At 62.7% G+C, this 11,223-nt stretch carries 7 protein-coding genes; all 7 read right to left on the bottom strand.

The window, feature by feature from the left end; genetic code table 11:
- Positions 1-561: 561 nt before the first annotated feature.
- Positions 562-2,253 (bottom strand): FAD-dependent oxidoreductase, encoded by a 1,692-nt coding sequence (locus ACSQ3P_RS31600; RefSeq protein WP_436169377.1) that lies wholly within the window; start codon positions 2,251-2,253, stop codon positions 562-564.
- A 76-nt stretch (positions 2,254-2,329) separates the two neighbouring features.
- The gene (locus ACSQ3P_RS31595) at positions 2,330-3,559 is read right to left on the bottom strand and encodes an MFS transporter (protein ID WP_436169376.1); all 1,230 of its coding nucleotides are present in this window, start codon (positions 3,557-3,559) and stop codon (positions 2,330-2,332) included.
- Between the two features lie 281 nt (positions 3,560-3,840).
- A complete protein-coding gene (locus ACSQ3P_RS31590; RefSeq protein WP_436169375.1) occupies positions 3,841-4,458 on the bottom strand; it encodes a hypothetical protein in 618 nt (205 codons plus the stop codon).
- A 24-nt stretch (positions 4,459-4,482) separates the two neighbouring features.
- Positions 4,483-6,741 (bottom strand): xanthine dehydrogenase family protein molybdopterin-binding subunit, encoded by a 2,259-nt coding sequence (locus tag ACSQ3P_RS31585; RefSeq protein WP_436169374.1) that lies wholly within the window; start codon positions 6,739-6,741, stop codon positions 4,483-4,485.
- Position 6,742: 1 nt separating this feature from the next.
- Entirely contained in the window at positions 6,743-7,204 is a 462-nt protein-coding gene (locus ACSQ3P_RS31580) for a (2Fe-2S)-binding protein (protein ID WP_436169373.1), read from the bottom strand.
- 53 nt (positions 7,205-7,257) lie between these two features.
- Positions 7,258-7,689 (bottom strand): GlcG/HbpS family heme-binding protein, encoded by a 432-nt coding sequence (locus tag ACSQ3P_RS31575; protein ID WP_436169372.1) that lies wholly within the window; start codon positions 7,687-7,689, stop codon positions 7,258-7,260.
- A 345-nt stretch (positions 7,690-8,034) separates the two neighbouring features.
- Positions 8,035-11,019: an ATP-binding protein gene (locus ACSQ3P_RS31570; RefSeq protein ID WP_436169371.1), complete on the bottom strand. Its 2,985-nt coding sequence runs from the start codon at positions 11,017-11,019 to the stop codon at positions 8,035-8,037.
- Positions 11,020-11,223: the final 204 nt, after the last annotated feature.

The following is an 11,223-nucleotide window of genomic DNA, read 5'->3' as shown; positions in this document are numbered from 1 at the left end:
AAGATCGAAGACCAAAGGATGGTTCTTCGCCTCGCTTTCGCGGAGCGCCCAGCATACCTCCCAAATGAGGGCTTTCGAACCGCCGATCTCGCCTTGCCTTTCCGGGCTTTAGCGAGCCTGCGGGACGGGCTGCCGGGCGAAGGCTGGGAGGGGACCGGCGCGGAGAGCCTGAGCCGAGCCGGATCATTCGTTGATCCATCCGTGACGCAGAATAGTCCGCCGCAGCGTTTCAGCGTTTCGCCGGCCTCACCCACACGTCGGAAAGCTCTTCGAGCCCCGTCGAATCAAGGCAACCAAAGCGGCGGACTGGTGCGGCCGCTTTTGGCGCCTTTCACCTAGAGCAATTCCGCGTTTCTCCGAATCGCGAAAATGCTCTAACTCCTTATTTTATTGCATTTTCTTCACGCGAACCGGTGCCCACTTCGCTCGAAAACGCTCTAGCCGAGCGGCGGACGTTTGTGGCGCGATTCAGCCCCGCCACTCGCAGGCTTTCAAGCCTCCTCCGGACCGGGCATGCACCTCAACGCAACTGGCCCTGACGCGATGCAGGGGCCAGGTTCCTCATGCTTGCCGCACCGCCTCCAAGGCGCGCCCGACGTTCCGTGCCAGGACGGAATGTATCTGTGCGATGACGGCGGCGCCTTCGCCGACGGCGGCTGCGACCCGCTTGGTCGAGCCGGCGCGCACGTCCCCGACGGCAAAGATGCCTGGGCAACTGGTTTCGAGCGGCAGCCGCTCGCCGTCGCCGGCGCGCTCCCCCGTGAGGACGAAGCCCGTTGCGTCGAGCGCCACACAATTGTCGAGCCAGCGCGTATTGGGGTCGGCACCGATGAACAGGAAGAGATGGCGCGACGTGCATTCCCGGGTCGCACCTGTCCGGCGGTCCCGAAACCTCGTCCCGGTCAGGCCAGTCGCCCGGTCGCCGTGCAAATCGACGATCTCGCTGTCCACATGCAGTTCGACATTGGGCAGCGCCGCGATCCGATCGATCAGGTACCGGGACATGGTCTGCTCGAGCGGGCGGCGCACCACCAGGTGCAGATGCCTGACCTGCGGTGCGAGATAGGCAACCGCCTGGCCCGCCGAGTTGCCTCCGCCGACCAGGACGACATCCTCGCCGGCACAAAGCCGCGCCTCGACGGGCGAGGCCCAGTAGGAAACGCCGGCCCCTTCCAGCGCTTCGATGTTGGGAATGTCGGGCTGCCGGTAGCGCGCTCCCGAGGCGATCACGATGGTGCGCGACCGTGCCGTGCCACCGTTGCTGAGCTCGAGGGTGAACGGGGCTTCCGCATCCGCTCCGTGACAGCGGAGCAATCCCACGGTCAGCGGAATGGCAAGTTCGGCGCCGAACTTCGCCGCCTGATTGAAGGCCCGGCCCGCGAGGGCTTGTCCGGAGATGCCGGTGGGAAAGCCGAGATAGTTTTCGATCCGGGCGGATGCGCCCGCCTGGCCGCCGAAGGCGCGGCTGTCCAGGACCAGGACAGACAACCCTTCGGATGCGCCATAGACGGCAGTGGCAAGCCCGGCCGGCCCAGCCCCGATGACCGCCACGTCATGGATAGTCTTCGGATCGAGATCCGGTGTGATGCCGAGACAGGACGCGGCGTCGGCATTGCTCGGGCTTCTGAGCAATGTGCCGTTCGGACAGATCATCAGCGGCAGATCTTCGGGAGCGACGCCGAGGCGTTCGACCAGTTCGCGACCCTCCGGCTCGCACGCGGCGATGACGGTGTGGGGGTAGCCGTTGCGGGTGAGAAATCCCGACAACTCGACGATGCCCGGATCATCCCGGCGTCCGACCAGGATCGACCCTGCGCCGCCGGTCTGCCCTTCCTCGATCAGCATGACGCGCCGGAGGATGAAGGCGCGCATGATCGTTTCACCGACATCCGCCGATCCGATGACAAGCGCACGCAGATGCGGCGCATCAAAGGGTATAGCCACCGCGCCGCTGTCCCCCGCCACGACCGACATCAGGGATGGACGGCCCGAGAGCTGATTGGTCTCACCGGTGAACTGGCCGGGACCGTAGGTCGTGACCAGCGACGACCCGCCGGCTGCACCGCGCCGGATCGCGTCGGCCGAGCCATCGAGGATCAGCCAGGAGGGGGCGTCGCGGACGCCGATCTCGTAGACGATTTCACGAGGGCCGAAGCGGCGCGGTGCGCCGCTCGCGAAGCGATGCGCCATCGCAATCTGAAGGGCGGACAGCGTCGGAAACATCTGCTCTCGCCGAGCGTCGCCGATTGCCATGGGGTGACCTCCCTATCGCGCCTATGCCACGTCTCGTGCGCGACACCATCCGACCAGATGAGGAGCGTGACTGCAATCACGCGGGCGCGAACTGCGGCGCCTTTGGCAAGGTGAGCGCGAAGACGAGAAGGCCCAGGAGCGTCAGCCCGAAGCCCGCCCATACCGCGGACAGCAGGCCGTAGCCGGCCGCAATCGTCACGCTGCCCGCCCAGGCGCCGATGGCGTTGGCGATGTTGAGCGCCGCGAGGTTCATGGCGCCCATCAGCGTCGGCGCCTCCGGAGCGAAGCCCGTCAGGCGCACCTGAATCGTGGGGATGGCAACCATCATCGTCGTGCCGACGCCGAACAGCGCCGGCATCAGGATCCAGACATGGCCGCCGCCGGCGGCCAGCACCACAAGCACGATCAGGGCGCTGCCGAAGCCCATGACCAACCCTCGCGCGGGATAGCCGTCCGCCAGCCTTCCGCCGATCAGGTTGCCGGCGGTCATGCCGAGCCCGAACAGCGCGAGCGCGAGCGGAATCCAGGCTTGATCGAGCGCCGCTATATCGGTGACGAAGGGGCCGATGAAGGTGTACACGGCGAAGATGCTGGCAACGCCGAGCGCCGCCACAAGCATCGTCGCCCAGACGGCCGGCTTGCGTAGCGAGGCAAGCTCCTGCACCACGGGCCCGCCGTGAAGCGCCTCGGTTCGAGGCACCCAGGCCCACAAGGCGAGGAAGGCCAGCACGGCAACCCCGGCGACGGTGAAATAGGTGTTTCGCCACCCCATGGTCTGGCCGAGGAAGGTCGCCAGCGGCGAGCCGATGATCGTCGCGACCGTCAGCCCGGTCATGACCAGGGCGAACGCTTTGCCCGCGTGGCCGGGGCCGACGATGTAGGACGCCACGACGGCGCCGGCGCCGAAATACGCCCCTTGCGGCATGCCGCTGACGAAGCGCGCCAGGGCGAACATGCCGAGATCCGTGGCGACCGCCGACAGGACATTGCCGAGGATGAACAGACCCATCAGGCATAGGAGGAGCGTTCGCCGGTTCAGCCGTGCCGCCGCCAGGGTCACCAGAGGAGCGCCAATCACGACGCCGAACGCATAGGCCGCAATCGCGTTCGTCGCAGCGGGGATATCGATGCCGAGACTGGCCGAGAACAGCTGAAGGATCCCCATGCTCGCGAACTCGGACGTCCCGATGCAGAAGCTGCCGAGCGCCAGGGCGAACAGCGTAAGGCCCCGGTTGCGCCGCTCTGCTTCGTTCGTGCAATGCACCTTCACTGCGGCACATTGACCGCGATAGGCCTTGTCCAGCATCAGTGCCTCCATTCGCTATGGCTGTGCGGATCGTGCCGATCCATGCGGAGCAATCCGCGGAATCGTCCTGTCGTGCGGTCGGACCCTAGTGGGAAGGTTCCGTGATGATCTCCATTGCCACGAGCAGGATCATTCCTTCGACAACCTGCAGTAAGACAGCCGTATGCACCGACGGCATCCGTATTGACGGCAACATTGCCTTCACAAAGAAACTTCTCGCTTCGAGAACCTGAGGCGATAACTAGGCGGCGGCATCGACGTCCTCGCCCTTGTGCGCGCGCTCAGCCCGGACAGGGCTGCCCGGCAGCTCCCCATAGAGCCATGTCTTTGACATGATCCTCAAAGGTTCCGGGCGGAGTCGTGCGGCCGGCGCCGGGCTCCCATGCCCTGGGTATGAATCCACCGAGCGATGCATCGTGCCTCAAATGCTGAAGGAGGCCGACAGCGTCGCGACCGCCATTACGCCCGGGATCCTTAAGCTGGGCACAGATCTCGGCGCCACTCTTGCCAAACCAGATGAATTCTACGGGTGCAAGCTGCCAGTCGATGCCTGCATGCAAGGGCGCCGGAGCGGGAGGATTCGGCAATGTTGAAGTGACATGGCAGGTTGAACACGGAACTGTCTCTGCTCCAATGCGGCTTTTCCCGCCGTGAATGTTCATGCCATGCACTCGGGATTTGCTTTCACCGGCTGGCGTCCAGATTGGAATAGCCTTCGCATCGACGTGGCAATTGGCACAGCGTGGATGCGTCACCACCGCCTCAATCCTCTTCCATGCCTGCAGACCCGCGGCCCGGCTGATGCTGCCCAACGGCAACGCATCTTTCGACTCGTCTTTGGCCAGAACAAAGCCCGTCAGCGCGACGATTGATGAACTGGCAAATGTGAGCGCGATCAAAGCTATCCTTCTCATGACCTGCCCTCACACGAAATCGACGAATTTGTTGAAAGGCATTTCTCGTATGCGTTTGCCGGTCGCGGCGAAGATGGCATTGGCCAGTGCTGGCGCCGCAGGGGGTACGGGTGGCTCCCCGATGCCCCTGACCGTGAAATCATTCTCCAGGCCGCGCACCTCGATCACCGGACACTGATACATGCGCATGGCTTCGTGGTGATTGTAGTTGGTCTGCTGTACGGCCCCCCTGGCATAGGTGAGTTCGCAGTTCATGGCATGGCCAAGGCCCCAGACGACGCCGCCTTGGACGAGATTCTCGAAGTTGACAGGATCCAAGACCTTGCCGACATCAGCCGCCACCCAGACTTTGTCGATCTTGATGCCCGCGTCGGTCATGGTCACTTCGACGATCTCGGCGACGGCCGTTCCAAACGACTCGACAAACGCAACGCCACGGCCTTTTCCCCTTCCCAGGGGTCCCTTCCACTCCGCCATCTCGCCAACGGTTTCCAGGAGCTTCCGGTAGATCGGAATCTTGCACATCTCGATGCGCGCCATGAGCGGGTCGAGACCCGCGGCGTGAATCAACTCGTCGATGAAACCCTCGGTGAAGAATCCGTTGGCGGAAGCCCCTACGGCCCGCCAGGTCGTGCACGGTGACAGTCCTTGCACTTCGAAGCTTGTCGCCCGGTAATTCGGAATGTCGTAGTAAACGTTCCAGATTCCGACCCCCAGCTGGCCATCGGGGTCCTTCGAGGGCGAGCCCATCCTTGCCAAGAGTTCCTTGAACGGCGCTGTCGCGGCCACCTGCAGATCGGCCGCGACGAGCCTTCCATCCTTGACGCTTCCCCTGCACCGGCCCATCGCAATCTGCCGGGGAATGTCTTGCAGGAAGTCCTCCTCCCGCGAGAAGATGAGCTTCACCGGTGTCCCGCGCATCTGGTTCGCGATCTCGGCAAGCACTCTGATATTCTCGAATTCGAGCCGATGCCCGAAGCTCCCGCCCATCCACTCGTTATGAAAGGTCACTTGTTCTGGCTTCATGCCGATCGCCGTGGCCGCGATGTACTGCACGGATTGCGGCGTTTGGTGTCCGACCCAGATTTCCATTCCCTTGTCGGTAACGATGCCTAGACCGTTGAGCGGCTCCAGCGGCTGATGCCCCACATAAGGTGCGCGATATTCCGCCTCCACCAGCGTCCCGTCTTTTAATCCAGCGTCGATATTGCCGTCGTTGCGCCATTCCTTGGCGAGGAACTGTGGAGTAAATGACGAGGCCACGGTGTTCCAGTGGTTAGCCTGCTCGGCCGGATATTTGCTCGGCTCCCACACGCAGTCGACAAGCTTGGCCGCCTGCATCGCGTACCAGCTGTTCGTCGCAATCACCGCGATGCCATTCGATACCTTGAGGATCTTCTGGACCCCTGGCATCGCCTGAGCTTTGCTCGCATCGTAGGATTTGATCGGCTGACCCTTGTTGGGGTTCAGCTTGACGGCCGCGTACACCATGCCGTCCATCGTCCGGTCGATACCGAACTTCATTTCGCCGGTGACTTTCGAACGGATATCGAGCCGCTCCATCGGCTTGCCGAGAATTCGCCATTGTGATGGCTCGCGGAGCTTGGCGACCGCGACCGGCGTGATCTTCGCCGCATCGGCAGAAAGCGTGATGTAGGGAATTCTCGTCCCGTCCGGCAGGATTACGTTTCCGGCCTCGGTGCGTAAGTCGGCGGCCGCGACTCCGCTGCGTCTGGCAGCGGCTGCCTTGAGCGTTTCCCGTGCGATCGCGCCGGCCATGCGGAGCTTTTCGTATGTATCGGGGATAGCGCTCGAGCCCCCGGTCATCTGCAGCCCGGCCTGCCTCAGCCATTCCAGCGCGGCCGCGCGAGCCTTCTCAGCTTCGGGGCTTCGGTCCGGCGCCATGAAGGGCGCAAGTTCGTGGGCAAAGCCGGTATTGAAATAGGCGGGACTAGGTCCGGCGAAGCGAATCTCGAATTGGCCCGGCTCGAGGTCCAACTCCTCGGCGATCATCAGGGTCTGGATAGAGCCAACGCCTTGGCCTTTGTCAGCATGCTGGGCAATCAGCGTGATCTTGTCCGGACTGATCTCGACCCAGGGATTGAAGGCAACCGAATGCGGACCGAGATTCGTCATCAGCGGATTCGTCGCGGCAGCGGCGGAAGGCGCCTGTTGCGCCTGACCATAGTGACCGAAGGCCACGCCGCCCGCGACCGCGACGGAGCCGAAAACGAAGCTGCGTCGCGAAAGACTTGGCATCTCGCCCATGTCATTTGCCCCCCATCTTCTCGGCGGCCGAGTGGATCGCAACGCGAATGCGCTCATAGGTGCCGCATCGGCAGAGATTTCCCGACATGACCACGTTGATGTCTTCATCGGTCGGCTTGGGAATCGCTTTGAGCAAGGAAATCGCCTGAATGATCTGGCCGGTCTGACAGTAGCCGCATTGCGGTACCTGATGCTCGATCCAGGCTTGCTGCACTGGATGTAGCTTTCCGCTGCCGACTGCTTCGATGGTGATTATCGCCTTGCCTGCGACATCAGCCATCCGCGCCTGGCACGAGCGAACGGCTGCTCCGTCAATCTGTACCGTGCAGGCGCCGCACTGAGCTATTCCGCAACCATATTTGGGGCTTGTAATGCCGAGCTCATCGCGCAAAACCCAGAGCAACGGCATCTCTGGGACGACGTTTACTTGGTGTTTGGTCCCATTGACAGTTAGTTCGATCATACCGACGCCTTTCCTCAGTAGACGTTGCTGTTCGTTACCGCGAACATGGCCTTCTATGAGTCCGTACTCTGGCTGATGGCCGCGGCTGCCGCCTCGGCCACTGCAATGTCCTGCTCGACCGAACCCGCACTGGTGCCCACCGCGCCGACGATCTGGCCGTCGATCTTCACAGGCAGGCCGCCGCCGAAGATCACGACCTTGCCGCCATTGCTCTGCTCGATGCCGAAAAGCGGCGCGCCGGGCTGCGCCATCGCCGCAAGATCGGACGTCCGCTTGTCGAATATCCTGGCCGTCACCGCCTTGCCGATGGCGAGATCGATGCTCCCGATCAAGGCGTCGTCCTGGCGCACGAAAGCGATGAGAGCGCCCCCGGCGTCGACGACCGCGATATTGTAGGCGACCCCGATGCTGACGGCCTTGGCTTCGCCCGCCTCTACAATCCGCTTCGCTTCGGAAAGCGTGAGGCTATAACTGGAGCGTGGCATCGTCGTCCTCGCCTGGTCTCGATCGGGGTCCCATCGTTTTCGGACCGCGCATGTCCGCGACATGGCTGCTCACACAGCCACTTCCGTAAAAATCGCAATGTTCTTCTTGATTAACGGACATGTGTCCCGGGTCTCGCCAGAACCCGCGCCGCATCGTTACTGCGGCTTTACTAGCACCAGAGGCATGTGGTGCGGTGTAAAAAGACGTAAAATTGAGTGCCGGATTGCTGTGCGGCCCGCCCTCCGAGATCGCAGCGGGGGAAAGGACGAATGTGGTGGTGCGACACGACGGCCAAGCCCGGCGCGACGAGAGACGCCATCATCGCGCAGCTCCAGGAGATCTGTTCAGTTGGTTATGCGCTTGAGCGCCCGTCGTAAATTTATGTAGCCGTCCCCCTCAAAGCCCTCCGTCAACTGCGTGAGACGCGCAGTCAGCAATCTGCGGGCGTGACCGATCCGGCCGCTCGTATCCAATATTCGCGAAAGACTGATCGCTGTGCGGAGCTGCCATGCGAAGGCCCGCTGCTCGTGAGCCAGCTCGATTGATCGGGCGAAGTAGCTTTCGCCTTGCCCGACCTCATGCCGATGGAATGCGATCTCACCCTTGAGGCGGAATATGTCCGGGGCAATCCACCGATCGCTGGCGCTCGTCGCGTGCGCTATGGCCCCGTCGACAGCAGCATCCGCGGCATCCAGGCGGTTCGCGAGAACAAGCCCCTCGACGAGCGCAACGACAAAGGCGGAGTAATGCTGCATGAAACGTGCACTGCGAAGCTGCTCGACAGCCGTCTCGATGAGAGGCAGCCCGCTTTGAATCTCGCCCCGCCGAAGCAAGAGCTGGCCTCGGTAAGCGGTGGCGTAGATGTGCCAGACATCCAGCCGATGCCGATCCGTTTCCTCGAAAAGCAGATCGGTTTGCTCCTCCGCATAATCGAGATCCCCCTCGAGAAGCGCCAGCGGCGAGGATGCCTGGGCGAGCGCGAAGCATAGCGAGAGGCGGTGATCGATCGCGCGGGCTGCGTCGACGCTGGCATCAGCCGCACGCATCGCCTCGTCTGCATAGCCTTGAACCCACAGGATGCGAGCCTGCGTCACCAAGGCCGCAACATGCGGAGCGACCTGATAGCGGGCGATATGTCGGCGATGCCTCGGCACATTGTAGTTGGCGAGCATGCGTTCGATATGGCTTCTGGCTCCCGCCTGATCACCGAGAAAATGCAGCGAGGTGCCGATGAGCCGGTCTGCGATGATGCAATCATCGGGGTCTGCCGATTGCTGGGAGACTTGCTTGAAGCGGGCGGCGGCTTCACTGGCATCAACGAAGGCCGCGCTCTTCATCTGCCCGGCCCAAAGACCCCAGAGCGAGCGTAGGCGGTAGTCGTTGTCCCCTGCTCGCTCTGCGAGGTCGCGGGCCAGGACCCAGGCGGCCCCTGTCTGGTGTGCGGTGCTGGCCTTGTACATCAAGGACCATGCTCGTGCGGTCTGCAGCTTCATCACGTCGCTTTGGCGAGGCCTTGGCTGATCGTCACGAAGATCGAGTGCTTCTTCCACCCATTGCTGGCATTCGTTGACGAGGGACAGACGCAGCCACAGAGGGACCGTCTCGACGGTCAGCACGACACCGAGCTCTCGATCGCCGGTCGATGAGAAAGCCCATTGCAACGCCCTCCGCGCATCCGAAAGGATCGAGAAGGATCGGGCGAGCGCGGCTTGATCGTCCTCATCGAACAATTCGACCAATTCGGCGAGAAGCTCGCAGCAAAAGACCGCATGGCGCTTTGCGACATGGTTCACTTCGGGGGCCAGGGCGAGCTTTTCCCTTGCGTAGGCGCGCGTGGTTTCGAGGAGATAGAAATAGGTGTCATCGCCGTTCATGTCGGGAGTCACGAGAGACTGTGCGACGAGATCGGCTATACCTTCGACGACATCGGATGCGGCCAATCCGCCCCCGGCAACCACCGATGACGCCGATTGCAAGGTGAACCTGTTGGAGAACACCGCCAGCCGCTGCAGAAGTATTTGATCTCGCGGCTTGAGCAGCCTGAAACTCCAATCAAGGGTAGCGCGCAACGTCTGCTGGCGAGGCATGGCCCGGCGCCGACCCTTCGTCAGGATTGAGAGCGCATCATCCAGGATAGCCGCCAGTCCGCGAGCGCCAAAGGCATCCAAACGCCCAGCGGCGAGCTCCAGGGCCAACGGTATTCCATCCAGGCGCCTGCATATTTCAATCACAGGCTCGACATCGTCTTCGTGCAACTGGTAGCCGCCCGATCGCAAGCCTGCTCGCTCGACGAACAGCTCGATTGCCGGATAGGCGATGGCTTGCTGTAGGGAGAGGCCGCTCGTGGCCGGCGGCACTTCAAGCGGGTGAAGACGGTGGACCCACTCGCACTCGGCGCGCAGGGGCTCGCGGCTTGTCGCCAGTACATGGATTGCTGGAGCGTCCCGCAGGATTGCTTCGATGATATCGACGACAGCATCGATGACGTGTTCACAATTGTCGACGACGATCAGGCACGCCTCGCCGCGAATGTGCTGAACGAGGCTCGATGTCGCCTCATCGTTGACTATGGCTACGTCGAGGGCAGACGCAAAGGCGCGCAGGACGACACGTTCATCGGATACCGGGGCCAGATCGACGAAGTATATTTTTCCCCAATGGCCTGCATCCGGACCGTCGTTCAGTCGAGACATGACCGAGGCGACGAGCGTCGTCTTTCCAACGCCGCCGGAACCAACGACCGTCACAAGCTGGCGATGCCCGATTTCCTCCAGAAGCGTTCGCGAAGCCTCGGCTCGGCCGATGACCTTGCCGAGCGCAGCCGGCATCGACCTCAAGGCCGGGCTCTTCGCAGGGGGCTTCAGGCCGGCTTGGGAAGGCGCAACTATGCGCCCCACAGGCGCTATGAACGCATATCCACGGCTCGGGGCGTTGACGATGTAGCGCCTGCCCTCGCGCCCGTCGCCCAATACCTTGCGCAGTTCCGCGACCTGGACGCGAATATTGGCATCCTCGACATGCGTCGTCGGCCACGCATGAGCGAGGATGTCCCGCTTGCTTACGAATAGCCCGGCACGTTCGACGAGCAGGCACAGAATATCGAACGCCCTGCTCCCGATCTGGACCCGCCGGCTACCCTCGACCAAGGCGCGGCTGCGAGGCAACAGAACGAAATCGCCGAAACACAGCCCTTCGTCCACATCGCGCCCATCTGCATTGGGCGATGCATCTGCACTGCCGGACAACCATATCGCTTCTCCGGCGGCAGCTTTCCGGTCGCCCTCGATATGAGGGATGTCTGGGCTGTCCGCTGGCGCCTTGCTTGCCATGTCGCTGCGATCCAGAACGCCTCTCGTCTGGATTGAAACCTAAGGTAACCCTCGTTTTCAAGTGCGTCGTGGCAGCCTGTGTCGGAGCCGGCAGATGTTTGTTTGAGGTCTTCGCAAGCTCGCCAGGAGCGAATGTCCGCTTTCCGGCGGTGGTCCAATGTCCGCAGTTGGCGCGAACGGTCGACACAGAGCTTGCTGACGAGC

Origin of the sequence: Allobosea sp. LjRoot9 (genome assembly GCF_964252745.1) — a bacterium.
Taxonomy (GTDB): domain Bacteria; phylum Pseudomonadota; class Alphaproteobacteria; order Rhizobiales; family Beijerinckiaceae; genus Allobosea.
The sequence above is the reverse complement of the archived record's forward strand: the minus strand, read 5'-3'. Positions and strand labels throughout refer to the sequence as shown.

Bases quoted from the DNA above. Each gene is read 5' to 3' on its own strand.
- ACSQ3P_RS31575 (WP_436169372.1), bottom strand. From the start codon at position 7,689: ATGCCACGCTCCAGTTATAGCCTCACGCTTTCCGAAGCGAAGCGGATT.
- ACSQ3P_RS31580 (WP_436169373.1), bottom strand. From the start codon at position 7,204: ATGATCGAACTAACTGTCAATGGGACCAAACACCAAGTAAACGTCGTC.
- ACSQ3P_RS31600 (WP_436169377.1), bottom strand. From the start codon at position 2,253: ATGGCAATCGGCGACGCTCGGCGAGAGCAGATGTTTCCGACGCTGTCC.
- ACSQ3P_RS31570 (WP_436169371.1), bottom strand. From the start codon at position 11,019: ATGGCAAGCAAGGCGCCAGCGGACAGCCCAGACATCCCTCATATCGAG.
- ACSQ3P_RS31595 (WP_436169376.1), bottom strand. From the start codon at position 3,559: ATGCTGGACAAGGCCTATCGCGGTCAATGTGCCGCAGTGAAGGTGCAT.
- ACSQ3P_RS31585 (WP_436169374.1), bottom strand. From the start codon at position 6,741: ATGGGCGAGATGCCAAGTCTTTCGCGACGCAGCTTCGTTTTCGGCTCC.